We start from the raw sequence: 23534 nt of genomic DNA, 5'->3' as shown, positions 1-23534 counted from the left end.
TAGCACACTCGTTTCTTGACTTCCTAGCTAATCTCAGTAAAAATGACTATTGAGTCAAGCACATTAAAACTTTATATTTCAACAAATATGGGGTATAAATGACATCAGATTGACCGAACAGTCGAAAACGAACAGAGGAGGCTCTCATATGTTGAAATGGATTTTACAACGGTCCAAGCTCTTTATGATATTTATTTTATTATTTGTCATCGTTGGAGTGTTTACATTCATTCAACTTCCACAGCGTGAAATTCCGGAAACAACAGTAAATATCGGAACGATTAGCACCGTTTATCCTGGTGCAACGGTGGACACAGTTGAACGATCAATTACGAACCCAATCGAGTCATCGCTCAGTTCGATCGATGGCATCGCTGAAGTGACATCTTCTTCAGCAGCAGGCTTTTCGAACATAGTGATCGAAGTAGCGGAAGGAGAAAGTAAGAAGGAAGTGTTTGGTGACGTACGCCAGGCCGTTTCCGATGCCTCGACTTCTTTTCCTGACGAAGCTTTCGAACCAGATGTAAATGAATCAACGGCAAAAATGCCGATTGTTTCCTACCATCTTACAAGCGATAACCGCGACAACCTCCTCTCTCTTAAAGAAGAATTAAATCGATGGAAAGAGGAAGTCGAAGAATTATCAGGCGTTTCTGGCGTTACAATCAAAGGACTGCCTGAAGAACAAATTTTAATTGAATTAAAACAAGAGGAATTAAAAGATTCCGGCTTGAACGTTACCGACGTTCAAAGTGCCATTAATAATGAATACTATCCAACGCCTTTAGGAAAACAGAAAATGGATGAGGAAGTTGTTCAGCTTTCTGTTGAAAACTACGATTCACTCGATGAAATGGAAGAGTTATTTGTAGGTAAAAGCCCTGATGGAGACGCGGTTTACTTAAAAGACATTGCAAGCGTTGAAGTTAGTCCAAAAGACGTTGAAGATATTATCACTTTTGAAGGACAGCCATCTGTTTCCTTCACCGCTTACGTAAAGTCCGGAGAAGATATCCCAACTGTCGATGAGCGTGTGAGTGATAAAGTGGATGAGCTTTCAGGAGGCCTGCCTTCAAACGTAGAGCTAGAGTCTTATTACTCTCAAGCTTCAATCGTTACGGACATTTTTGATGGCCTATTCCTATCCCTAGCGATTTCTGTGCTTGCCGTTATTGTGGCAACATCTCTTGGACTATCTGGATCGGGTGCGCTCGTCGTAGCACTTGCTGTTCCGATTTCCGTTCTAATGGGCTTTATTCCACTACCTTTTGCTGATGTGGATCTAAACCAGATCTCCGTCATTGGGTTAATCATCGCACTCGGGATTATTGTTGATGACTCGATCGTCATAAACGACAACATACAACGAAGATATAAGCTCGGCGATAAAGGTTTAATGGGAGCCGTTAATGGCGTGAAAGAGATTTGGGTGTCCATCGTGACCTCCTCTCTAGCGATCGTCTTTACATTCTTGCCACTAATTTTCCTTTCAGGTGGTAACGGGGCATTTATACGCGCGTTGCCAACAGTGCTCATTACAACGATTATTGCATCAACATTAGTGGCACTCATTTTCGTACCGATTTTGCGCTACTTCTTAAGCCGTCGATCGAAGAAGCCAATGTCAGATGCACCAGGACTTCTTGGCAAACCGTTAAATAAGCTTGCCGATGTTTATGCCGACAAGCTTCTAAAGAAATTTTCAAAAAAACCAATTCTTGTTTCTATTCTTGGTCTTGTGCTCACGACAGCGATCTTCGGATTAGTCGTCTTAACACCGTTTGAGTTCTTCCCGGCTGCTGATAAGGAAGAAGTAACGGTCGACATCACGCTACCAATTGGTACGCCGATCGAAGACACACACGATACGCTTCAAGAAATCGAAGAAAAACTGAAAACAGATGACGGCGTATATGAAACAAGCGTCTTCACAGGCACAGGTACTCCTGGTCTCTTCAACAGCTCGCTAACGAGCACTGGTGAAAATACTGGCCAAATCGTTGCCAGAGTCGATCGAGAAAACCAGACAACGCAAGGACTCATTGACGACTGGACAGATAAGCTCAGAAATGAGTACCCGGATGCTGAGATTTTTATGGAAACGATCCAGCAGGGACCTCCTGCAGGAGCACCTGTGACCGTTACCGTCTCTGGACCAGAAATCGATAAGCTTATCGACCTTAGAGATGAGCTAACAAAAGAGATCGAAGGACTTGAAACAGACCTTGTCGTTGATAACGTAGGTGACTTTGAACCTTCGCTCGAATATGTACCAGATCGCGATGCACTCGAAGAAAATGGCATTACGGTCAATCAGATCAGCCAGCAAATTCGACTTGCAACGGCTGGTATTCCACTAAAAGCATTTGATAATGGCGTTGTAAAGCGTGATATGAATATCGTGCTAGAAGGTAGCGAAGATGAAGTCGATCTTTCAAGCCTTGAGCTTCCAGCCGCATCAACAGGTGGACCACCTGAACTCATCTCATTAGATGAGCTTGTGACAACAGAACAAAGTGAACAAATTCAAAAGATTCCTCACATTGATGGTGAACGCTCGATTACGCTTCGTGCCTTCCCTAAAGACGAGGAGAATTACGAAGCTAACGTAACTAAGATTGTGGAAGATCAGCGCGATCAGCTAGATGACGCTGATTACAGCATTACACTTGGCGGTGAAAATGAAGCTCAAAGTGATTTCTTTGCTGAAATTACCGTACTCTTCATCATCGTACTCTTCCTAGTGTACCTATTGATTGCCCTGCAATTTAATTCACTTTCACTACCGTTCCTTGTCCTTGTTGCCGTATACCTTGCGATTGCGGGTGCGATTCTTGGACTATTCGTTACCCAAACGCCAATCAGTTTCCTTGGTGTGATGGGAATGGTATCACTCACCGGTATCGTAGTGAGAAACTCGGTCGTGTTAATTGAATTTATCGAACAAGCACTGAAAAAAGGCATGGATGTAGAAGACGCAGTTATTGAGTCCGGTCGTGTTCGCTTACGCCCCATTCTCCTTACCGCGATTACATCAATCGTTGCCCTTATCCCAGTTGCCGTAAGTGGCGATGCGCTCTTTACACCGCTTGCCGTTACGATCATATCAGGTATCCTTTTCTCAGCTGTCTTAACGCTGATTATGGTTCCGATGCTTTACCTTGTTTTGTATCGATTTAGAGGCAAGAAAAAAACACAAGAAGAAATGTAAGTAAAAAACGTTCAGAGGAAATCCTCTGAACGTTTTTTTTTGTGAGTGAATCGTTCTGCTATACTACACTTTTCGATACATATTTTAAACGGGGATGGTTTATGATTTTCTTCCCAAAGGCAAAAATTTTCACCTTTTTCAAATTTATTGAGTGAACTTTCTAAGATTCATGTAAAATCAAGATAAAGGAGTGAACTATGAAAACAACTATTTACAAGTATTTATTTCACTATTTGAAATTCATCTTACCTCTTTTTCTTTTTGTGCTAGCAGTGATTGAAAGCCTTCCTTTCATGTCTAGCATCAACCCGGAGCTTCTCCGAAATGAAGTTAATCAGTTTAACATCGGCAAACTTATTCTCGTTTTATTAATTTCTATGGGAGCCGTTAGCCCGATGTTCTTATACGACTCATTGCTTTTAAAATCACTTCAAAAATCATTTCCGAAAAAGCAGCTGTTGAAGCAATCGTTTATCGTCAATGCTTTCTCTAACCTGATCGGATCTGGTGGAATTATTAGCGGAATGCTTAGAAAATATTTTTATCAAACTTATGAGGTAGATAAACAGAAACTATCTAAGTCCATTGGAAACATTTCGTATTTTTATTTGACTGGGTTATCTTTCCTTGCACTCACAATTCTTGTTGCTTATAGAGATAATCTTCTTATGGAAAAGTTCCTATGGCTTTATGTCGTTGTTATAGCGGTTGGACTGTATCTGCCTGTACTGCTTTTTCAATTCGTTCGTCATCGTGATAAAAGCTCTCCTCGGTTCTTTGGTTCACGAACGAAATTCCAGCTCATCGCTGTCTCTCTCCTTGAGTGGACATTTGCGTTCCTTGCCGTCTGGTTACTAGCAAACATACTTGAACTGAGCATTTCTTTTCACGAGTTATTCCCCATCTTTGTTGTCGCTTCATGCGTTGGGATTGTGAGCATGATCCCGGGCGGACTCGGTTCGTTCGATTTGATCTTCATTTGGGGAACCCAGCTTGTTAGTGTCCAAGATGAGAAAGTCCTTTTTCTACTCATTCTCTATCGAGTTGGATACTTTATCTTTCCATTCTTACTCGCTGCGATTCTTTTTGTAAGAGACTATTGGGAGAAATGGAATGCAAACTGGGATAGCCTCCCACTTGCCCTTATTCAAAGGCTAAGTCATGTGATGCTTACGCTGCTCGTGTTTATTTCGGGCTTAATTTTACTATTGTCTGCAGCCTTACCTGGTATAATCGATCGGTTAAAAATTCTAGAAGAAATGCATTCTCTACCGTTTCTTGTTAACCTTTCTCATCAGCTTTCCGTTGGAGCTGGCTTTGCTTTACTCGGGTTATCAAGAGGAATTGAGTACAAGGTGAAAAGAGCATATTATCTCACCATCGTCGTCCTTTTCGCAGCAGCTGCCTTTACCTTCTCTAAAGGGATCGATTATGAGGAAGCAATCTTTCTCTTACTCGTTGCCTTCATTCTCTATATGTCGAGAACGCGCTTCTATCGCGAGAGCTATGTATTAACGTGGAGCAAAACCATTATTGATGGGCTAGTGATCCTATTCATCACGTCGATGTATGTGTTAATTGGATATTTAAGCTTGCCTTCATCAAACGGCGTTATTCCACCACAAGTCTTGCCATATGTTATTACAGATTACCACACGCTGTTTTATAGTGCATTAATTGGTTTAATGATTGCGCTGATTGTTTTTGTGATAGGAACCGCCGTGATTAAACCGAGAAACCCAATCAAGGAATCATCACCTGAACATGATAATGAAATACAAGAGCACCTTGTAACTTATGGTGGAAATACGTTAGCTCATTTAATTTTCCTGCACGATAAATCAATCTTTTGGAACTCCAATAGAACGGTTTTAATCTGCTTCCAAAAATCTTCGGATAAGCTCGTCGTTCTCGGCGATCCGATCGGACAGAAAGAAGCATTTCCTGAAGCTATCGAAGAGTTTCAGCACCTGGCAGACATCCAGGGCTATACCCCAGTGTTCTATGAAGTTAGTAACAGCCTGCTTCCCATTCTCCATGAAAAAGGCTTTGGTTTCTTTAAGCTCGGTGAAGAAGCATTCGTAGATTTAGATCAGTTCACGCTATCTGGAAAGAGAATGAAAGCATTGCGTGCTGTTAAAAATAAATTCGAACGAGAGAATTTTCAAGTTGAAATAGTAAAGCCACCGCACAGTGAAGATCTTTTGCAGAAGCTAAAAGACGTATCTGATGAATGGCTACAGGGAAGAAATGAGAAAGGATTTTCGCTCGGATTCTATCATGTGGATTATCTAAACAAATCAGAGATCGCTGTTATGAAAGAAAACGATAGGATCATTGCTTTTACTAGTCTTATGCCTGTCTACGATAACAACAAAACGGTATCTGTTGATTTAATGCGTTTTCTACACGATGCCCCTTCAGGCACAATGGACGTCATGTTTCTCTCTTTATTTGAATGGGCGAAGTCAGAAGGCTACGAGCGCTTTAATCTAGGAATGGCTCCACTTTCGAATGTGGGTCAGTCGAAGTTCTCTTTCCTAAGTGAGCGAATCGCCGCCCAAATCTTTCTTCATGGGCATATCTTCTATCATTTCCAGGGCCTACGAAAGTTCAAAGGGAAATACGCCCACACCTGGGAACGCAAGTACCTTGCCTATCGAAAGAAATCATCCCTGCCTTTTACAATGGCGCAAGTGTCGCTGTTGATTGGGAGGAAGAGAAAATGAGTGTAAAAAACGTAATGGGGGTCAGGTGCGTACCTGACCCCCATTACAAACAATCGTCCCATCACCACGGACAGTTCTATTACTTTATTTGCATCTGTCCCCTATTAAACATTACGCTTCTCCAACTTCCTCAACTTATATTGATACGAAAGATAGGGCATTCCTGTGAAGATCAACACAATATAAACCGCGTAACTTGCATATTCACTTATATCCCCAACAACAGTAGGGAGAAATCCATTCTCACTACTAAACAGCAACACGACTAGCATAACAGCTATTAGAAATGCTGGCAGGGCGACCTTTTTCATTGATTGGCTTTCCCTTTTATATTTCTCCTTGACGGAAGCCTGGTCTGAATAGATTGGGGTAGTGCCTGGTGCGGCCGAAAAGATGTGCATTTCACCCGCTCCAGTACAAACATGCTTCCATCCCGCTTCTTCAAAGTAACTAAAATACTCCTCATCTGCTTCCGATTGATAGTCTAGTGAATAAATCACGTCCTGTGGTTCTCCTTTTTGTAACTTAAAACCTGAGAACGCAAACTTCTCTAAAAACCATCCTTTTTGCGCAAACTTACCGAGCCGCTCCATCTCTTTCTCTTCAAAAAAAGCTAAACCGCTGCTCATCACATATTTCTTTTTCCCCAATATACTCACTCTCCTTTATTTGCGAGGATTTCTTCCCCGTGCTGAATCATTTGGCGTTTTCGTTCGATTTCTTTTTTTACTAGCTGAACACCTTTTTCTGTCGTTACATACACCTTTTTCTTATCACTCTTATCATGCAGCTCAATCAGTTCTGCCCCAAGTAGCTTTTTGATCGTGGTATACATAGACGCCGGTCCGACCACAACCGCGTGGTCTGTCATTTCCTCAATTGTTTTCATAATTAAATATCCGTGTTTAGGCTCCATCAGTGATAGGAGAATGTAATAAGATGTATCTGTTAGCTCTCCCACTTCAAGAGAATCATTTCTTGGCATTAGCTTCCTCCAATCATATATCGTTTAATGATATATCAATAAATGTAATATATCAGGTAATGATATATAAAGCAACCACTAATTGGAAAATACATTCATTTTTTTTCAGAGGTGAAAACGTAAAATCACATAAAAATAGAGCTTGGAGGCGTAAAAGCCATTCCAAGCTCTGTTCTTCACTTTATTATTAAATTTCCCTCATAATGATAGACGGAATTTCATTCTTTACTTTGCCATTAATTTATATAGAGCAGTGACGCCCCATGTTATAAGAAACATAGCAACTATAAATATTAATCCTAGTCCTCCAAAAAAGAATACATTTCCCACAAAAACGCCTCTATTTCGTTAAATTCTCTTTATAGTTTCAGCATACTAAAATCCTATGACTATTAAACCGACACAACAAAAACCATTAGTTATCCTCATCACTTTCTTCAATCAAGATTTTTAACAACAAAACCTCCGTATCCTCTTGAATCATTTTCTTAACATCATCCTTGTTTCCTAAATCATAGGTTCTCATTTGATTCGATGAAGTGCTCCGATACGCTGCAAGCACTTTTTCTTCGTTCAATAGTAAATCCACCTTTTCATCTGGAAACGCATAGTCAAATGTAGACATTGATGTTTCTGACTTCGTTTTTTCAACGCTTTTATTCGGAGCTGAGCTAACGCCTGGTGCATAAAGAAAATAAGACGGTTCACCTTCATTAGATTGAATGATCCCAAACCCTAAATGCCCTTTGGACGTTTCATCAGGAATCGGACTCTCACCGTAAATAAGTTCCGTGATAGGTTCACGATCCTTCTCCCCATCTTGATACCGCTCAACCCAAAGCCTTACCCAGCGTTTATCCGCGTTCTCTAATTCGAATTCAAAATCGAATAGGTTACCAAGGTTCAACTCTTCGAATGTTTTTACATAATCCGAATCAGGCATCGGTTTAATCTCAGCCGTTTTATTCTCATTATTCGCACAGCTTGATAACAGTAACGTTCCTAATAGAATGAAAGGAGCCAGAACTTTCATTTTCACTAGTTTTCCTCCAATTTTAATGCAGCCTCTACTATTTCTTGATACACATCGTTCCATTCCATGTCATAATCAGCTATCTTTTTAGGCGCTACGAACATTCGCTCGTTGGATTCAAATGACCTCATAACCAACCGATGAGAGGCGGAGTACCTGCCTCTGGAAGTAGATACACAAAAACAAATAGAAAGCACGATATTGCACCGATCATGACAACGATCCACGAAAGAGTGGAATACTTTGATTGAATGAGCCCGTAGACACCAAAACATAAGCTGATGACGCCAATCGTTAGCTCCATAAGGGCAACTGGGTAAATTGAAAAATGATTCATCAGTGAAGTTCGTAAACCGTTTAGCGCAGTGACAAATAAAACAAGGAACAATTGCAAGAATAAGCCTACTGAAGGAATGCTAATCCGTTTATTCCTTTCTTGAACGATCATGACTCAATCACAAAATCCGCTCTCTCCAAAGGCTTAACGGTATCCATATAATACTTTTCTGCTTTCCAATATCGCTCTTCAAATTTCTTTAGATTTCTCTGAGTCTCTTCTTTCTCTCGTCCAAACCGCACATCTCTTTCACATTGTAAGAAAAGCACGCAATCGAACGCAGAACGCCATTCGTCTCTTTGCAGAAAAACCCCTTCGATTAACACCAAATCTACCTTCAAATTTTCGGGCGGTATTCGTTCCATTATGCTGTCAAAAAGTTGCTGTTTTAGCTTAGCGACGTCCCACTGCAAAAAATAGTATTCGTACCACTCTTCGTGGCCTGTGTTATACCGCTTTTGCTCTGGCTCTATGTAATCATCTATATGAAATGTAACAGAGCGATACCCTGACATTTCAAGTAAGTGCTCTAACTCGGAGACGAACGTGGTTTTACCTGACCGACTTAACCCATCGATCCCAAGTAGAAAGGGTTCCTTTAGTGGGGTTTTTGGTAGTATCATTTCTAAATCAAAATGCGTCATACCACATCGGTTTCCTTTTATAATTCCTATTTTATGTAAGCTCGATCTCCTCCAAGCCCTTTTCATCTTATGAACGCTCCTCGCTAAATTTATAATACAGGTGAACACCAGTAAAATAGATTGGTACTGCGATAAGAATAAACACAATCCCTGAGACGATCTTTTCTACAGAATAGATTTCTCGATCTAAATCGATTAAATAGTAAATAAAAAAATGAATAAGCCACGATCCAAGCATCACCCACCCTAGTAAAGATAAGAACTTTTTCGCTTCCATTATTGCCTCCAAACAGTAGATAAGAGACCACTATAAATTGTTAGAGTACTCCTTTTTGCACCTTCATCACTTGTCCCAAGCGATCACCTCAAGCTCTGGCCATTTCCGCGTCCATTTTTCCACTTTCGCTTCATAGACATCGCGGGTAATTAACAACTTGTTTGCACGCACAATTAACCCAAACAAATCACTTAATCCGTATGGCGCATATACCTGAAACGCACCATCCTCTCCTACTTTGACACCGATTGATGTTGCAGTAGTAGGCCAGCTATTGATAGCATCTTCTACTGAAGAATAAGGGGCGATACGCTGACCAAATTTCTCTTCATACCAGAGATGAACGCGCGCTTCGTTTTTGGCGTCAATTTTATAAGGAATGTCGGAAAGCAACTTCCGAAGATGCTCTTCTATCTCGACCTCTTTTTCTAAGCTCAAATCCTGATCATCGTAATACACAACATCGAGGTCATGGATGCCGTAATCCAACGGCCGATTCGTTAAGTCATTCCAAACCGTTTGCACAATACACCCTGCTCCGATGTATGCATGATCGAACTCTTCCCTTAGTACACCGAGAGCCTTTTCAATGGCTGGATTCTGATAAAGAATGTGTTCTAACGCTTCTTTTTGTACACCTATTTCTTGATTAAAGTAAGGCAATTACATGACCTCCACTACAATGGTTCCAAAAAATTCTTCCCCAACATAAGCATCTAGCTCCCAAACACCTGTTGAAGGAAGTTGCATCGTTGAAGGGACGTGAGCATCCGCTCCGTTATGCGGACCCGCCAACTCATCTGATTCAAAAACCACGATCTCCTCATTTGTCTCCTGATGGGTTCCGATTACTTTAAGAGAACCATTTAGTTCGTCTTCATCTCCCCACAAGTGCCACATGTACTTATTAGGTTCACCAGCTTTGAATGCTGACGCATCATCATATATAAAGCCGATCCGCTCTTCTTCACCAATCATCTTATAAGAGCCTGATGTGAAAGTGTTACTTACTTCTGCTTGATTTTCTTTTTGAACAACCGGTTTCGTCACAGCCTGACCATCTCCATTGCAGCTAGTGAGTAGAATGAGAAGAACGGGCAAGAATGCAAGCCATCTTTTCATACGTCTTCACTCCCTCCGGTCATTTTAACGGAATAATTTATCATACTGATCAATTTGGTCTGGATGAATTCCCGTGCTTTGCTGTGCTTCTCGCTGCATCGATTGGTTACACGCCTTACACACATAGCTCGCACCAGGGTTCTGCTTCAATTTCCGAAACTGTGAATCAGAAGGCTTAATATGAAATTTCTTTTTACAGAAAAAGCAGAGCGTCTCAATCATCGCCATCCCTCATTTCCAGGATTTACTTATCACAAATACATTTCTATAAAAGGGAATAAATCCCTTCTATAGAAACCTGAAATTGTCTCTTCCTTCAACCACCTGATTAACCCTATACGAATAAACACTTTGCTTTTAGCTCCTGGACATGGAACTGATTCCTGAGATTAACGCCCATCTACTTCTTATCTAATGACTCTCCCTCATATGCTTCATACCAGTGATAAGGTTGGATCTCTTTCAATGTTTTAAAGGTAAGCGTTCCGTCTTTTGTGAACACAGCTGCTTTCACATGTGATCCCCAATAAAAGAGTCGTTCCTGACAAATGCCACACGGGGTTAAAATCACATATTGAGCATTTTCATCTTCACGTACGACGCAAATGGAATGCGTGATTTCTATATTTAATTTATGGGCTTCTAGGATAGCCCCCGTTTCAATACAAAGCTCTGTAGAAGCATTTATGTTCTCTGGAGAAACGCTCGTTAGAATAGAACCTTCACTTGTATACATCGCCGCAGCCCCTCCCCAACCAGACGGGTAACGAGACTCTATTAAACTCACTGCTTCCTCATACAATTTGCTTTCTATTTTCATTAAATTCAACCCTTCCTCAGAATAAAGTTTCACTTTTGTGCTATGTAAATGACCTAATGGATAAAAGGAGCGTTTGCGATAAACTTAGCAAACACTCCCTTAAGAAAAGAATCAAACCTACAAATTATTTTTTCTTCTTTTTTCCAATAATAAAAACCGTAATGAACACAATCATAAGCAAAAACATCCCCTCTGCCATAAATCCTCCTCCAATGCCTTACGTATTTTTCAGAGTAAATCTATTAGAGAATATAGACTGATTAATTTTTCTGCGTATTACTACATACGAAACGAACGAGAATTAGTTTCAATTGCCTGTAAAAAAAGCGCGGGGGTCAGGTCCGCACCTGACCCCCGCCACGGACATTTATACGCGCTTCACAAACACAACCCGCTCACGCCCTGGTCCGTCATAATTTGAGTGAACCGCAATTCCATTCACGACGCGGTTTCCTCCTTCAATCTCAAAACCCATTCTAAAGTGGTAGGCAATCGAATTCTTATTATCCGGCGAGGTGACGCACCTCACTAAGCTTCTGCCATAAACTTTCATTGTTTGAAAGAACGACTCATAAAGTTGACGTCCAATGTGACCACCTCGATAAGAAGGGTGAACACCAGCAATGTGAATATACCCTTCTTCTAAATGAGTTTGTGAAAGAAAACCAATTAGAAACCCGGCAATCTCACCGTTCTCTTCTGCAATAAAGCTCGTATTCGTAAAATGATCAAAGAACATTTTAGGAAGCTTGTCGATCATTTGTCCTCCACTCCACCATTCATTGATCAGTGGAGAAATCATATAGTAATCTGATTGCTTCACATGGCGAATGTTCATAAAACCCTCCAATCTTAGCAGCTTGTCTAAAACCACTTATTTCTTTATGTAAATCCCAATATTCTATCGCAGGTTATATCCACTAACAATTATTTCAAATATCCGCCCATTCCTCAATCACTTCTTTTATGAAGTAACGCAGCGAGGGACAGGCACGTGCCTGTCCCCCTCCCGCTATTCAACTACCTTCAATCCTAACAACTTCGCAAACCCAATCGCCTGATCCTGTGAAACTTCACATCCATCTAGGCTTTCCAAATCAACATGAAGGCGTTCAAATGTACATGTGCTAAGATCGACACCCTTTAAGAGCGTTTGTACGAAATTAACATCGTTTGCGTCACACCTGTTGAAAATTGTCTTTGTAAACTGACAGCTATGATAGTTCGCGCTTTGCAAAGACGTATCTTCAAATTTCACTTGTTTCAGCCTGGTATCCACATAGCTACTGAAATTTGCCATACAATTCTCAAACATAACGTTTCCAAGGTTTGCTTCCGAGAAATCAGCACCCATTAACTTGCAGTCCGTGAACTTCACGCGATGAATGATGCCTTCAGTGAAGTTCACATTGGAAAGGTTACAATTATCGAATATAACATCAATCATATCAATTTGAGGAAACGTGGCGTTTGTAAATGTAACGTTTCTAAACACCACTTTCGATAAGATCACACGGTCAAGCTCAACGTCGTCCACCGCTTCACCTATAATCTCGCAATTCATTAGCGTTAAGTCTTCATCATTATAAATCGCATGAAAATGACCTTCTTCAAGGATAGCCGGAATTTTTGGACGTTCTAGTTTTATGTTTTTGCTCATCGTAACACCCTTCTTACTTCAGTTTGGTCATAAGAAAGATATCATATGAGTGACAGTAAATATAAGCCTGTCTTTTTGGAAAGAAGTATGTACAAACTTTGCCTTGCTTTCTCAGCATGAATATTAATTACTCCCTCTCTCTGTTTGCACAAGAAAAGCCTCCAGAATGAGGAAGCTGAGAATGACTTATTCATTTGATTCCTTTGTCTTAAGCTCATCTTTGTAAAACCAGCGATAAAACATGCGTGAACTAAAATTCGTCAGCGAAAGCGTAATAAAACTCCAGTACCACTTCCATTTAACATACTTTATTAGATTCGTATATTTTTCCGCGATCACTTCTCCTATCGTAATGACTCCAACATGAAAAACATAGTAAAGAAGCTGAGTGAATTTATTTCTATTTTCCGGATAATTCAAATTGAAGATGGCACAAAACGCGGGATAAACAAAATACTCGAATGTGAAGCTTGTACGGTTTGATTTCTTAAAAAGTCGAACAGGATATTGAATAAGTCCTTTCTCAACAACAAGCAAACCGAAAAACCATGTAACAAACTGCTTAAAAAACATGGCTACAAGACCGTGTCGAATTTTATTTCTCGGGATATATTTATATAGAAGTGCTGCAGTCACTATCCAAATCAAATAAAGAATACCCTTGTCCTTTGACACCTTCATCACGCTCCTCTATCACATTAAAGTCCCCAAGTTTGGTCTTTTGATACATACTAATTGAGCGAAAATCCGCCTTATAGATACAGTTGTCTTTTGAAGGGGTCAGGCCCGAGCCTGACCCCTTCAAAAGACGTTTAAAACAACTTGCATTAGTGGTATAATCAGTATATGAACATATACTCATGTATAACGTTTTATTGTTAATCGACTGGAGGCATTACGATGGGGCATAATCATAATCATTCTCATGATCACGGACACACTCATTCAGCAAACAAAAAAGCACTACTCATTAGTTTTATACTTATCGCCACTTTTATGATCCTAGAGGTTGTTGGAGGAATTATAACCAACAGTCTCGCACTCTTATCTGATGCCGGTCACATGCTTAGCGATGCCGTCGCTTTAGGTATGAGCTTACTTGCCTTTAAACTCGGTGAGAAGAAATCTGATACTGAGAAAACATATGGGTATAAGCGATTTGAGATTCTTGCGGCGTTCTTAAACGGGATTGCGCTTATTGCGATTTCATTCTATATCTTATGGGAATCCATTAATCGTTTTATCGATCCACCGGATGTAGCAAGCACAGGTATGCTGGTCATCGCTACTATTGGCCTGATCGTCAATATTCTCGTAGCTTGGATCCTTATGAAAGGAGACACTTCTGAGAATCTCAATTTACGAAGTGCTTTTCTCCATGTATTAGGTGATTTACTTGGATCAATCGGCGCAATCATTGCCGCATTGCTCATCATGTTCATAGGCTGGAATTACGCCGATCCAATTGCGAGTGCGATTGTCGCTATACTCGTTTTAATTAGCGGGATCCGAGTCACGAAGGACTCTTTCCACGTATTAATGGAAGGAACCCCTTCTAATATCGATCTTCAAAAAGTGAAAAAAGCGCTAGTTGAAATCGATGGGGTGAATTCTATTCACGATTTGCATATTTGGAACATTACCTCCGACTTTCCATCTTTCACCTGTCACCTTGTGGTTAACCAGGGGGTAAATCGAGATCAAATGCTTAAGATCGCTGGGCAAAAACTACATGATCAATTTGACCTCTCGCACACTACCATTCAAATCGAATGTGAAACATCAGAAATAAAAGACCGAGAAAATAACTGTAACGAGTAATAGAATCCAAAAAAGGGGGAGCAGGTTCGTACCTGCTCCCCCTTTTCTATTCTAACTCGTGGAAATTACCTCTCCTACTAACACGGTGGGCAATAAGATAAATGATAATGTAGACTGGCACCCCATAATATAACTCCCATTTAAGAGGAACATATACGTCTAATTTAATAAATAACGGCTCGAATACAAACGCACAAATTAGCGAAAAGAACACCGCCTTCAATAGTGGACTGAAGTTTGGTTTGTATTGAATAAGCAACATTACCATAACTGGGAAAGAACTTAAATCCCATGGCATAAAAAACGTATGTATGTACGGTAGCGGTGTATACAAATAAAACCATAGACCATAAGCAACGCCCATCGAATCCAGCGTTGATGTAATCACATAAACGAATAATCCTGCTAATAATAAACGGTTCGTGCATTCCTTTTTTCGTAGAATCAGCCAAATAACCCACGGTCCTACAAGAAGTAAAACGTTCAACCACCATTGCCAGGCAAGAAACATTTCTTCTTTCCAAAGGGTGCTATATCCATCGTTTAATTTTTCGATTGAAGTATGAAGTTCAATCATCTTATTCTTCACTTCATTCAACATCCCATCATGTACCCTATCGTATTTGATATGGTTAACATTTCCTAAATAGGAGCGTTTTATGCTGGAATGAAAAAAAGAGGGGGTCAGGCACGTGCCTGACCCCCTCTCGCTTTTATACAAACATGTTCAGAATTAATGCTCCGCCAAATGCTGCAAAGGAAAGAACGGTTTCCAACACAGTCCACGTTTTAAACGTTTCTTTAACGGTTAAGCCTAGATATTCTTTAACCATCCAGAAACCAGCATCGTTTACATGTGAGAACATAAGTGAACCTGCACCTGTAACAATAACGAGCAATTCTAGATTCACACCTGACATCGTTGCGATGATCGGTGACACAATTCCAGCTGCTGTTGTTAAAGCAACAGTTGCGGAACCTGTAGCAATTCGAATAAGACCTGCAATCATAAAGGCAAGAACGAGTGGTGATAACGAAAGATCTTGAGAAAGATTCCCGATAATCGTTCCAATTCCGCTATCGATCAAAATCTGTTTAAAGCCACCACCTGCACCGATGATCAAGATGATTGATCCAACAGGTAGAATACATTCTTCTACGTATTTCTTAATTTGTTTTTTGTCTAATCCCTGACGGAATCCAAGGAAATAGAATGCAAAGAAACAAGATAATAACAGTGCCACAAGTGGGCTACCGATAAATTCTAAAATCCCTTCCGCACTACCTGGTAACGGTAGGAACGGAGCGAACGTACCTAGAACAAGTAAAAACACCGGCATAATGATTGTTGTAAATGAAATGCCTGTACCAGGTAGTTTAGATGGATCCTGCTGATCTTCCACTTTGATCAAATCAGGCTCACCTACAGGAACTACGCGCTTGTTAATCCATTTGGCAAATACCGGACCACCAAGAATACCAGCTGGAAGCGCTATAACTAGTGAATACAATAGAACTTTACCAAGATCCGCTTCATAAATACCAATCGCAGCAACGGCACCCGGATGCGGCGGAATCAATCCGTGCACAATCGACAAACCTGCTACAGCTGGTAGCGCAATCAATAAAATGTTTTTCTTCGTTGCCTTTTGAATCGAAATAACGAGTGGTAATAGAATTAAAATACCAACTTCAAAGAATACTGGAATTCCGATAATAAATCCTGAGAAGAACATCGCCCATGGCAACTTTTTCTCTCCAAAGACGCGAATAAAGAAATTCGCAATCTGCAACCCTGCACCGGATTCAGACAGCAGTTTTCCTAGAATCGTACCAAGTGCTAGAATACCAACTAAGTGACCAAGTACGCCACCAACACCCGCTTCATATGAACCTATAATATCGACCCATTCCATGCCCGACATGACTGCCAGGAATAAAGCCGCTACAGTTAAACCAATGAAAGCATGCCACTGAAATACAGAAACTCCTACAATTACGATTGCAATTGATATGAGTGTTATTGCTAATAAGTAGATTTCCATGATAACTCCCACCTCTTCTAAAATAAAGGGTTTACATTAATTCGATTGAAAACCCTTCCAACTTTCTTCATTATAGGAATTATTATTTCATAAATCAATGGAAACGTTTAAAAAATTTTTCTGTTAATTATGAAACAGACGGTTCTATTTGATAGAAAATCCCTAAAAACCCTTGATAATAAAGGGTTTACATCACGAAAAAAAGAATCGCAATTTCTGCGATTCTATTAAAATTTATTTTTTTCAGTTAATTAAACCCTTGCATTTCTAGCACTATTTTTAAATATTCCAAGAAAAAAAGCACTAAACTTACAAGTTCGCTTTCCAAAATCCTTTTACAATATCCATGCCGGCACTCAGAATAAAGAATAGCCCAATTGCTGCAAGAATCATATTTTGATACGTTTCTGAAAGAGACAATAGGTTCGTTAGATCTGGATGAATCAGCTGATCATTTAATAACATAATCACAATTACTGTCGTCGCAAAGGCATGATGAATAGCATTAGCCATCGCTAAACGCTTCGTCCAATAGCCAACAATCACTTTATATAAAGCTAGCAACACCGTCGTTAGAAGAGTCAGACTTACAAGTGGCCAGTAAGATAAAAGCACATCATTATTAAAGAAAGGCACATCCACCTTACCGTTTCGAATGATGCCAAGTAAGTTGTCTGCGTTAAAATAAAGCGTTGCCCAAACTGCCGCAAAGAGAAGGTCTGCGAATAGCTCCGATTTCGCAACTTTCTTCTTTTTGGGCACAGAGGTTACCTTCTCTAATTCATCCGCTGACCATCCTTTTAGCGCTCGGTTTATATTTATATCGGTCCGTTCCAAAATCACAAAAATGAGGGTGATCCAAAACAGTGTTTGAATTGCGGTATTCCATAAGCCTCCAATAGCATCACCCATCAGATTAAAAAAGACGTCTCCAAGTGACCTTGTGCCATTGTAGTCGATCACATTAATCGTCATAAACCCGATAAATGTGACAACGAGCGAAATAGGTAACACCATCTTGATAATCTTCATGTAAAGTTCAAAATATTGAGGGCCAATGAGATGCATTGGCCAATCCCGAAATCCATTCGCCATTTGTACCGGGCTCCCAAGTTCATTAAGGGCGCTCTTCACTTCTTCTTCTGAAGGATCATCCGGCAGCATATCCCCGATCGTTGATCTTAATTCAAGCGCAATGTCCTCCCGAATGGATTCAGGAAGTCGTCTCGTCACTTCACCAATGTAAACCTCAATCAGATTCACGTTCGTCCTCCCCCTTCAACAAGGTAGCTAATTCGCTCGATGTTTTCTCCCACTCTAGTTTCAGCTGTTCGAAAATTTCTCTTCCATACTCACTTAATACATAATACTTACGCGGTCTGCTTTCCGTTGTATCCCAACTGCTCGTCACCATCTCCTGCTTCTCTAACCTCCGAAGCAGAGGGTACAGCGTGCTCTGTTCAATGGATATGCCTGATTTGTCAAGCGATTGAACGAGAGAATAGCCATATTGAGGAGTTCTTAATTGACTTAGGACCGCAAGCGTTAACGTGCCTCTTCTGAGCTCCGTTATGAATGAATTTAATAACGTCACACCCTCACCAACCTTCTTACTGTGTGTCATACACTATATATACTATGTATCATACAGTGTTATGTGATAAACAGCAATGTGGATTTGATAACATTTTAAAAAAGGAGAGTGGGTCAGGTACGTACCTGACCCCCCTCCCCTTTTCATTTGTTATAATAGTAAAATAGTTTACGAGATCTGGAGGGTTACATTTATGAATACTGCTTCCTATTACGCCCATTACGATGCCATTCCTCTGCCCCTCGTGGTTCTTGATCGAAACGGGGGCATCGTCCATCGTAATGAGTATGCGATTTCAAGATTCTCCTCTTATGAAAAAGCAGAATCCATACAGTGCATTGAAAGTATTTTATCAATCGAACAGAACCAAATCCAAGCACACCTCGATCGAGCTTTTACAATGGAGCCGGGAAAATTTATTGAACTCCCTCTACCTTTTACGAAAGAAGCGATTCGTTTCTCTCCAATAGATTCGAACCATGTGACCCTTGTCATTGTTGAGGATAAAGAGGCTCTCTACAAGGAAGTTACCGGTGAACCTTCAGATAACAATGAAAGCATTCCTACCGAAGAGCTTGAACAGCGGTTTCACTCATTAATTGATGAAAACCCTGATGGGATTGCTTTTGTTGATCAACACTTAAAGCTAACCCTAATCAATCAAGCCCTTCACAGAATGCTTGGCTATTCATTGGAAGACTTGATCAAAGCACCTACACATGTGGTAAATGAGGAAGCGATTTCTAAGATCGGTAGACATTTCGAATTAGCCTTATATGGAGATCAACGCTCTTACGAAATTGAGGCGTATGACATTTACCGCAATAAGGTTCACCTTATGATCAAAACCATTCCCATTCATACAAATGGACACTTCCGCGGTGCTTATAAAATCGTAAAAGATATCACTGAGTTCAAAAATGCTCAGTTCGATACAATTGATCAAGCAGAACAATTGCGCTCGCTCATTGACTCCATACCTGAATTCATTATCTTTAAAGATAAACAAGGAAGAATTCTTGAAATGAATGCGTATGCGAAATTAATATTTGGGATCGAAGAGGGAGCATACAAAGGAAAAACGTGTGATGAGTTAAAATGCAGAAGCGTTGATGCTCACCATCTACTTAAGAACAATGCAAAAACAGATTGGATTGCCTGGGAAGAAGAAAAAAAGGTGGAATACGAATATGAGCTTGAACTAGCTAATGGAGAGACAGGCACATTTGAAATTATTAAAGCCCCAACGTACAACGCTGATGGTGATCGGAAATATCTAATCGCTATTGGAAGGGATATTTCAGCACGCAGAGAGGTGGAAAAGGAACTTGTTGAAACACAGGAGCTTATTGCCTCCATTTTCACAAATAATGCTGATGCTATATCGGTTAGTAACCTTGATAAAGAAATCATTAAAGTAAATCCCGCTTTCCAGCGACTTTACGGCTATAAAGATGAGAACATGACAAGTCATCTTTATGACATCTACCCTGATGACAATAAAGAAGAGGCTGATCAGATCATAGAAGCTGTTACTGACGGTGACGGTGTTGTGGATTTCGAAACGGTAAGGAAGAAAAAGGATGGAACGCTAATCGACGTAAGCATTACCTATTCACCGATTAAAGACCATGAGGGGAACATCATGGCAATGTCCGCTATTACAAGAGATATACGCGATCGTAAGAGAACAGAAGAGCTTCTCCTTCGTTCAGAAAAGCTCTCTGCAATCGGACAGCTAGCAGCAGCTGTCGCTCATGAAGTTCGCAATCCATTAACATCGGTAAAAGGATTTATTCAGCTGTACAAAGATCGGATCCATAATGATATATTGCAGCTGATGTTATCTGAAATGGATCGGATTGAATCAATCATCAATGAATTCCTATCACTCGCGCGACCACAGGCCGTTACGTACCAACAAACTGATATTATGACGCTAACCCGTAACGTCGTCTCACTCATGGAGCCAGAGCTTTTATTAAACAATGTCGATGTGAAGACGACTTTCCATATGCCATCCCTCATGATGCGCTGTGAGAAAAATCAAATGACCCAGGTCCTTATGAACATTATCAAAAACGGTATTGAATCGATGCCAGATGGAGGGCAACTCTCTATCACGACGTGCAACTCCGATACGCACCTGATCATCAAAATTGCTGATAAAGGCGTAGGCATTCCGAAAGAACGATTAGACCGACTTGGTGAGCCATTCTTTTCGAATAAAGATACTGGTACTGGCCTTGGACTAGTCGTCTGTTATAAAATCATTCACGAACACAAGGGGGCCATTCTGTTTGATAGTTCTGTTGGCGAAGGAACCGTTGTTACCATTTCATTGCCACTCGAACGTTAACGCCGTTCAAATGATGTTGATAAAAGAGAAAGAAGAGCCGGGCTGTTCGTATGAAGATGCATATCTCTACTAAGCGCCTCTCCTTTTATAGGCAGAAAAACAACTCCTTTCTGTTCAATCGCCTCTCCCATCATTTTCGGAAGATAGGCAATCCCAATTCCAAGCGAGACAAGTCCCCCCATCCCGAGATAGTGCGTTTCTAGCACGTCTCCCTCAAATGAATGGTCATGTAATAGCCCTCTTACTTGCTCAGAAAGATAGCCGGTAGGAGGGATGATTTGCGTATACCGGAAACATTCTTCTAGGGTCACTTCTTTCTTATTCGCTAATGAAAGAGAAACCGGTACAGCCGCAACAAAAGGTTCAGAAAATAAAAATGTTGAATACATCCCTTCAATCGCTGAGGTATTCTGAACAATCGCCGCATCAATTTCATGAGATTTTAACAGCGGCACCAAATCCAAACTATCTTCTCGAATAGCCGTAACATGAACATTCGAATACTGAAGCTGCTCGTAGTATCCAGGCAAAAAATAGGTGCTTAAGATCGGTGTCGAGCCAAATCGTATCTGATCAAATTTCTTATAGCGATCGACCGTCTGATTAATCTGCGTAAACAGCGGTTTAATATCTTCGTAAAAAGCTTGACCTTTAGTAGTCAGCTCTACTCCTTTAATTGATCGGTTAAAAAGAGAAAAACCAAGCTCCTCTTCAAGCTTCTTCATCTGTTTACTGAGAGCCGGCTGGGAAACAAATAAAGCTTTTGCTGCGCGAGTGAAACTTCTCTCGTCAGCAATTTTAATAAAGTACGCTAACTTCGGAAGCAAGATAAACACTCTCCTCTTTCATATGATTCTCCCCTATATTATAACCTGAAGTTATAGATCCATCATTTATTGATATTACCCACTCTCCTCGATCACACGTTATTCTAGAATTAGAATATGATCAAGAACTGGGGGATAACAATGAAAAGCGCTTATATCTGGCTCAGTATCGCTATTGTATTTGAAGTGATCGGGGCGACATTCATGAAATACAGTAATGGATTTACCCAGTGGGGACCAAGCTTAATAGTGATCTTGAGTTATGCTATCGCGATCCTCTTTTATATTTTTCTAACGAAAGATCACGAATTGGGCATCATTAACGCACTTTGGTCTGGGGGCGGTACGGTGATTATAGCCGTAGCTGGAATCCTCCTCTTTCAAGAGTCTACGTCATTCTCAAAATTTCTCGCTATTTTCCTCATTCTGATTGGCATCGTTGGCTTAAATACAAAGTCTCGCTATAGAGAAAAAGGGGAGGAAACGATATGATTTTTTTAATTTTAGCTCTCGCCTTTTCCATTATAGGCAGTATTGCCGTAAAGCTATCAGCTGGATTCACCCGTAAAATTCCAGGCATCGCCTCATTTGTTTTATTCGGGCTATGCATCTACTTTCTCACCCTTTCTGTGCAATCTATTGAAATCGGACTAGCCTACGCGATCTGGTCCGGCGGCTCTATCGCCGGCACAACCATTGCCGGTCTCATCTTATTCAACGAAAAAGCTACAAGAAGGAAATTTCTTTCTATAGCGTTTATCATCATTGGTGTGGTTATATTATAATTAGAACGGGGTTAGATACGTACCTGGGCCCACCGTAATCAAAAAATGCGCCGACCACTAATTGATCGGCGCTTTCTTATAAGTACTTTTCCATTCGAATATCTGACCACATTTTTCCTTGCCAGTAGGTGAAATCTTCTAACCTGCCAATCTCTTCGTATCCAAGCTTTCGGTAGAGCTTTTGCGCATTCGTATTAAACTCAAACACGCCTAGTTCAATCCGATTAAAACCCTGCTGGTAAATTTGCTCTTCTAAATGTTGGATTGCTTCATATCCAATTCCTTTGCCTCTACCTTCAGGTTCGCCAATCGTAATTCCAATCCATGCCGTTCCTGGTTCTTGCTTCAAAAGGTGTGGAGGATCCACCATGTAATTCATTTCTCCGATCATCTCGTGATTCACAAAGATCTGGAATATCTGCTGGTACGTAAGACGCTCCCTCACTCCCTCAAGAGTGATCGTCTCGCGCCGCTCTAATTCCTCCCTGCTTTTATTCGGGCGAATCAGCGGAATCAATTCTCGATCATTTTCCCACCGATTCAGGACTTCAACAAATTGAGCAGTTGGTTTCGTTAACTTTATGATCTCTGTCTTCACATGGTGCTCCTTTCAACATGGCAAGCAACCTTCATGTCTCTTATGTATTTAATTCGCTACTCTTATTCTACCACTTACGATTCAAGAGTTCTGCTTTCTTTTTTTGGTACTCTTCGTCCGTAATGATGTGATCTTCCTTCAAACGATGAAGTTGACGTATTTTCGACTCGTAGTCTTGATCGGAAGCCGCACCCTTATCATCGTCACGATCAACATCAGCTTGATACGTTGAAACGCCATTTTTACTAAAAACATTCAGGGCATGGTATCCCGTGATAAGGATCGCAAACACAGTCCAAACAATACCGAATGCGCCTATTTGCGAAACAAATGCAATACCGATAATTACAAAAATAAAGCCAGCAATCATTCCGATCATGGAACTAACTTTACTAGGCTTTACACGAAAATGAGAACTCATGACAATCCCTCCTTTTGAAATGACCTTTTCACACATCCTTAAAAGATATAAACAGAAGTCAGAATGATCAGAGCTGACACTAAAAAAATCACTCCAGCTTTCTTTCTTCGCCTTTCTCCACGCTCTTCAATCCCTAAAACAGCCATAAAAAGACCCAGAGAAAGGAGCATAGGGGCAAGCATTGCAACATTACCCTTCACGAAAGCAGCTACCGCTAAAGCTAGCGTTATGAGCGCCAATATACGTTTAATTCCTTTCAACATTCT

The 23534-nt window shown here is 40.6% G+C and carries 28 protein-coding genes; 6 read left to right on the top strand and 22 right to left on the bottom strand.

Going from position 1 to position 23534, the window contains the following annotated elements; all coding sequences use genetic code 11:
• Nucleotides 1-148 precede the first annotated feature (148 nt).
• A complete protein-coding gene (locus AC0VYO_RS06980) occupies nucleotides 149-3211 on the top strand; it encodes an efflux RND transporter permease subunit (protein WP_475368738.1) in 3063 nt (1020 codons plus the stop codon).
• A gap of 197 nt (nucleotides 3212-3408) precedes the next feature.
• Nucleotides 3409-5940 carry a bifunctional lysylphosphatidylglycerol flippase/synthetase MprF gene (gene mprF / locus AC0VYO_RS06975; RefSeq protein ID WP_475368737.1) on the top strand — a complete coding sequence of 844 codons (2532 nt, stop codon included), beginning with the start codon at nucleotides 3409-3411 and terminating at the stop codon, nucleotides 5938-5940.
• A 104-nt stretch (nucleotides 5941-6044) separates the two neighbouring features.
• Here the strand turns inward: mprF and AC0VYO_RS06970 are convergent, their stop codons facing one another.
• From AC0VYO_RS06970 to AC0VYO_RS06905, 14 genes are all read right to left on the bottom strand, one after another.
• A complete protein-coding gene (locus AC0VYO_RS06970) occupies nucleotides 6045-6590 on the bottom strand; it encodes a DUF2812 domain-containing protein (protein ID WP_475366995.1) in 546 nt (181 codons plus the stop codon).
• Between the two features lie 5 nt (nucleotides 6591-6595).
• Nucleotides 6596-6925 (bottom strand): PadR family transcriptional regulator, encoded by a 330-nt coding sequence (locus AC0VYO_RS06965; protein WP_430241274.1) that lies wholly within the window; start codon nucleotides 6923-6925, stop codon nucleotides 6596-6598.
• Nucleotides 6926-7340: 415 nt separating this feature from the next.
• Nucleotides 7341-7964 carry a hypothetical protein gene (locus tag AC0VYO_RS06960; protein WP_475368736.1) on the bottom strand — a complete coding sequence of 208 codons (624 nt, stop codon included), beginning with the start codon at nucleotides 7962-7964 and terminating at the stop codon, nucleotides 7341-7343.
• Nucleotides 7964-8089, bottom strand: a complete 126-nt coding sequence (locus tag AC0VYO_RS06955) for a hypothetical protein (protein WP_475368735.1) — start codon at nucleotides 8087-8089, stop codon at nucleotides 7964-7966. The genes AC0VYO_RS06960 and AC0VYO_RS06955 overlap by 1 nt, the downstream gene beginning before the upstream one ends.
• Nucleotides 8086-8406: a hypothetical protein gene (locus AC0VYO_RS06950; RefSeq protein WP_475368734.1), complete on the bottom strand. Its 321-nt coding sequence runs from the start codon at nucleotides 8404-8406 to the stop codon at nucleotides 8086-8088. The genes AC0VYO_RS06955 and AC0VYO_RS06950 overlap by 4 nt, the downstream gene beginning before the upstream one ends.
• The gene (locus AC0VYO_RS06945; protein ID WP_475368733.1) at nucleotides 8403-8918 is read right to left on the bottom strand and encodes a nucleoside/nucleotide kinase family protein; all 516 of its coding nucleotides are present in this window, start codon (nucleotides 8916-8918) and stop codon (nucleotides 8403-8405) included. The genes AC0VYO_RS06950 and AC0VYO_RS06945 overlap by 4 nt, the downstream gene beginning before the upstream one ends.
• A gap of 88 nt (nucleotides 8919-9006) precedes the next feature.
• Complete coding sequence (locus AC0VYO_RS06940; protein WP_475368732.1) at nucleotides 9007-9216, bottom strand: hypothetical protein; 210 nt, start codon at nucleotides 9214-9216, stop codon at nucleotides 9007-9009.
• Nucleotides 9217-9282: 66 nt separating this feature from the next.
• Nucleotides 9283-9879: a nucleotidyltransferase family protein gene (locus tag AC0VYO_RS06935; RefSeq protein WP_475368731.1), complete on the bottom strand. Its 597-nt coding sequence runs from the start codon at nucleotides 9877-9879 to the stop codon at nucleotides 9283-9285.
• On the bottom strand, nucleotides 9880-10338 hold the full coding sequence (locus tag AC0VYO_RS06930) for a DUF4871 domain-containing protein (RefSeq protein WP_475368730.1): 459 nt from the start codon (nucleotides 10336-10338) through the stop codon (nucleotides 9880-9882). It lies immediately after the preceding gene.
• A 24-nt stretch (nucleotides 10339-10362) separates the two neighbouring features.
• Nucleotides 10363-10560, bottom strand: coding sequence for a DUF2197 domain-containing protein (locus AC0VYO_RS06925; protein ID WP_475368729.1), 198 nt, complete (start codon nucleotides 10558-10560; stop codon nucleotides 10363-10365).
• A 178-nt stretch (nucleotides 10561-10738) separates the two neighbouring features.
• Entirely contained in the window at nucleotides 10739-11158 is a 420-nt protein-coding gene (locus tag AC0VYO_RS06920; protein ID WP_475368728.1) for a cytidine deaminase, read from the bottom strand.
• 367 nt (nucleotides 11159-11525) lie between these two features.
• Complete coding sequence (locus AC0VYO_RS06915) at nucleotides 11526-11996, bottom strand: N-acetyltransferase family protein (RefSeq protein ID WP_475366988.1); 471 nt, start codon at nucleotides 11994-11996, stop codon at nucleotides 11526-11528.
• Nucleotides 11997-12170: 174 nt separating this feature from the next.
• A complete protein-coding gene (locus AC0VYO_RS06910; protein ID WP_475368727.1) occupies nucleotides 12171-12818 on the bottom strand; it encodes a pentapeptide repeat-containing protein in 648 nt (215 codons plus the stop codon).
• A 186-nt stretch (nucleotides 12819-13004) separates the two neighbouring features.
• Entirely contained in the window at nucleotides 13005-13499 is a 495-nt protein-coding gene (locus AC0VYO_RS06905; protein ID WP_475366986.1) for a CBO0543 family protein, read from the bottom strand.
• Between the two features lie 219 nt (nucleotides 13500-13718).
• Between AC0VYO_RS06905 and AC0VYO_RS06900 the strand changes: the two genes are divergently transcribed.
• Nucleotides 13719-14639 (top strand): cation diffusion facilitator family transporter, encoded by a 921-nt coding sequence (locus AC0VYO_RS06900; RefSeq protein ID WP_475366985.1) that lies wholly within the window; start codon nucleotides 13719-13721, stop codon nucleotides 14637-14639.
• A gap of 46 nt (nucleotides 14640-14685) precedes the next feature.
• Here AC0VYO_RS06900 and AC0VYO_RS06895 read toward each other — a convergent pair whose 3' ends face one another.
• The 4 genes from AC0VYO_RS06895 to AC0VYO_RS06880 form a co-directional block, all read right to left on the bottom strand.
• Nucleotides 14686-15228 (bottom strand): CBO0543 family protein, encoded by a 543-nt coding sequence (locus tag AC0VYO_RS06895; protein WP_475366984.1) that lies wholly within the window; start codon nucleotides 15226-15228, stop codon nucleotides 14686-14688.
• Between the two features lie 124 nt (nucleotides 15229-15352).
• Nucleotides 15353-16684: a GntP family permease gene (locus AC0VYO_RS06890; RefSeq protein ID WP_194220898.1), complete on the bottom strand. Its 1332-nt coding sequence runs from the start codon at nucleotides 16682-16684 to the stop codon at nucleotides 15353-15355.
• A gap of 309 nt (nucleotides 16685-16993) precedes the next feature.
• On the bottom strand, nucleotides 16994-17947 hold the full coding sequence (locus AC0VYO_RS06885; RefSeq protein ID WP_475366983.1) for a hypothetical protein: 954 nt from the start codon (nucleotides 17945-17947) through the stop codon (nucleotides 16994-16996).
• Complete coding sequence (locus AC0VYO_RS06880; RefSeq protein WP_475368726.1) at nucleotides 17934-18308, bottom strand: PadR family transcriptional regulator; 375 nt, start codon at nucleotides 18306-18308, stop codon at nucleotides 17934-17936. The genes AC0VYO_RS06885 and AC0VYO_RS06880 overlap by 14 nt, the downstream gene beginning before the upstream one ends.
• A 163-nt stretch (nucleotides 18309-18471) precedes the next feature.
• On the opposite strand from AC0VYO_RS06880, the gene AC0VYO_RS06875 reads away from it, so the two are divergent.
• Nucleotides 18472-20637 (top strand): PAS domain S-box protein, encoded by a 2166-nt coding sequence (locus tag AC0VYO_RS06875; RefSeq protein WP_475366982.1) that lies wholly within the window; start codon nucleotides 18472-18474, stop codon nucleotides 20635-20637.
• Here AC0VYO_RS06875 and AC0VYO_RS06870 read toward each other — a convergent pair.
• Nucleotides 20634-21464: a LysR family transcriptional regulator gene (locus AC0VYO_RS06870; RefSeq protein ID WP_475368725.1), complete on the bottom strand. Its 831-nt coding sequence runs from the start codon at nucleotides 21462-21464 to the stop codon at nucleotides 20634-20636. The genes AC0VYO_RS06875 and AC0VYO_RS06870 overlap by 4 nt on opposite strands.
• Nucleotides 21465-21605: 141 nt before the next feature.
• On the opposite strand from AC0VYO_RS06870, the gene AC0VYO_RS06865 reads away from it, so the two are divergent.
• Together AC0VYO_RS06865 and AC0VYO_RS06860 are read left to right on the top strand one after the other, a co-directional pair.
• Nucleotides 21606-21956 carry a DMT family transporter gene (locus AC0VYO_RS06865; RefSeq protein WP_475366980.1) on the top strand — a complete coding sequence of 117 codons (351 nt, stop codon included), beginning with the start codon at nucleotides 21606-21608 and terminating at the stop codon, nucleotides 21954-21956.
• Nucleotides 21953-22249, top strand: coding sequence for a DMT family transporter (locus tag AC0VYO_RS06860; RefSeq protein ID WP_475366979.1), 297 nt, complete (start codon nucleotides 21953-21955; stop codon nucleotides 22247-22249). The genes AC0VYO_RS06865 and AC0VYO_RS06860 overlap by 4 nt, the downstream gene beginning before the upstream one ends.
• A gap of 76 nt (nucleotides 22250-22325) precedes the next feature.
• Here the strand turns inward: AC0VYO_RS06860 and AC0VYO_RS06855 are convergent, their stop codons facing one another.
• The 3 genes from AC0VYO_RS06855 to AC0VYO_RS06845 all read right to left on the bottom strand — a co-directional run bounded on the left by AC0VYO_RS06855 (nucleotide 22326) and on the right by AC0VYO_RS06845 (nucleotide 23531).
• Nucleotides 22326-22847 (bottom strand): GNAT family N-acetyltransferase, encoded by a 522-nt coding sequence (locus AC0VYO_RS06855; protein ID WP_430241239.1) that lies wholly within the window; start codon nucleotides 22845-22847, stop codon nucleotides 22326-22328.
• Between the two features lie 67 nt (nucleotides 22848-22914).
• Nucleotides 22915-23268 carry an SHOCT domain-containing protein gene (locus tag AC0VYO_RS06850; RefSeq protein ID WP_430241237.1) on the bottom strand — a complete coding sequence of 118 codons (354 nt, stop codon included), beginning with the start codon at nucleotides 23266-23268 and terminating at the stop codon, nucleotides 22915-22917.
• Nucleotides 23269-23306: 38 nt separating this feature from the next.
• Entirely contained in the window at nucleotides 23307-23531 is a 225-nt protein-coding gene (locus AC0VYO_RS06845) for a hypothetical protein (protein ID WP_475366978.1), read from the bottom strand.
• Nucleotides 23532-23534: the final 3 nt, after the last annotated feature.

Source organism: Anaerobacillus sp. 63XJN7_4_ISO-PGPR-S23-413 (assembly GCF_056173725.1).
The sequence above is the reverse complement of the archived record's forward strand: the minus strand, read 5'-3'. Positions and strand labels throughout refer to the sequence as shown.

Bases quoted from the DNA above. Each gene is read 5' to 3' on its own strand.
- AC0VYO_RS06980 (WP_475368738.1), top strand. From the start codon at position 149: ATGTTGAAATGGATTTTACAACGGTCCAAGCTCTTTATGATATTTATT.
- mprF (WP_475368737.1), top strand. From the start codon at position 3,409: ATGAAAACAACTATTTACAAGTATTTATTTCACTATTTGAAATTCATC.
- AC0VYO_RS06965 (WP_430241274.1), bottom strand. From the start codon at position 6,925: ATGCCAAGAAATGATTCTCTTGAAGTGGGAGAGCTAACAGATACATCT.
- AC0VYO_RS06955 (WP_475368735.1), bottom strand. From the start codon at position 8,089: ATGAGGTCATTTGAATCCAACGAGCGAATGTTCGTAGCGCCTAAAAAG.
- AC0VYO_RS06950 (WP_475368734.1), bottom strand. From the start codon at position 8,406: ATGATCGTTCAAGAAAGGAATAAACGGATTAGCATTCCTTCAGTAGGC.
- AC0VYO_RS06945 (WP_475368733.1), bottom strand. From the start codon at position 8,918: ATGATACTACCAAAAACCCCACTAAAGGAACCCTTTCTACTTGGGATC.
- AC0VYO_RS06940 (WP_475368732.1), bottom strand. From the start codon at position 9,216: ATGGAAGCGAAAAAGTTCTTATCTTTACTAGGGTGGGTGATGCTTGGA.
- AC0VYO_RS06930 (WP_475368730.1), bottom strand. From the start codon at position 10,338: ATGAAAAGATGGCTTGCATTCTTGCCCGTTCTTCTCATTCTACTCACT.
- AC0VYO_RS06925 (WP_475368729.1), bottom strand. From the start codon at position 10,560: ATGATTGAGACGCTCTGCTTTTTCTGTAAAAAGAAATTTCATATTAAG.
- AC0VYO_RS06920 (WP_475368728.1), bottom strand. From the start codon at position 11,158: ATGAAAATAGAAAGCAAATTGTATGAGGAAGCAGTGAGTTTAATAGAG.
- AC0VYO_RS06915 (WP_475366988.1), bottom strand. From the start codon at position 11,996: ATGAACATTCGCCATGTGAAGCAATCAGATTACTATATGATTTCTCCA.
- AC0VYO_RS06910 (WP_475368727.1), bottom strand. From the start codon at position 12,818: ATGAGCAAAAACATAAAACTAGAACGTCCAAAAATTCCGGCTATCCTT.
- AC0VYO_RS06905 (WP_475366986.1), bottom strand. From the start codon at position 13,499: ATGAAGGTGTCAAAGGACAAGGGTATTCTTTATTTGATTTGGATAGTG.
- AC0VYO_RS06900 (WP_475366985.1), top strand. From the start codon at position 13,719: ATGGGGCATAATCATAATCATTCTCATGATCACGGACACACTCATTCA.
- AC0VYO_RS06890 (WP_194220898.1), bottom strand. From the start codon at position 16,684: ATGGAAATCTACTTATTAGCAATAACACTCATATCAATTGCAATCGTA.
- AC0VYO_RS06880 (WP_475368726.1), bottom strand. From the start codon at position 18,308: ATGACACACAGTAAGAAGGTTGGTGAGGGTGTGACGTTATTAAATTCA.
- AC0VYO_RS06875 (WP_475366982.1), top strand. From the start codon at position 18,472: ATGAATACTGCTTCCTATTACGCCCATTACGATGCCATTCCTCTGCCC.
- AC0VYO_RS06865 (WP_475366980.1), top strand. From the start codon at position 21,606: ATGAAAAGCGCTTATATCTGGCTCAGTATCGCTATTGTATTTGAAGTG.
- AC0VYO_RS06860 (WP_475366979.1), top strand. From the start codon at position 21,953: ATGATTTTTTTAATTTTAGCTCTCGCCTTTTCCATTATAGGCAGTATT.
- AC0VYO_RS06850 (WP_430241237.1), bottom strand. From the start codon at position 23,268: ATGAGTTCTCATTTTCGTGTAAAGCCTAGTAAAGTTAGTTCCATGATC.
- AC0VYO_RS06845 (WP_475366978.1), bottom strand. From the start codon at position 23,531: ATGTTGAAAGGAATTAAACGTATATTGGCGCTCATAACGCTAGCTTTA.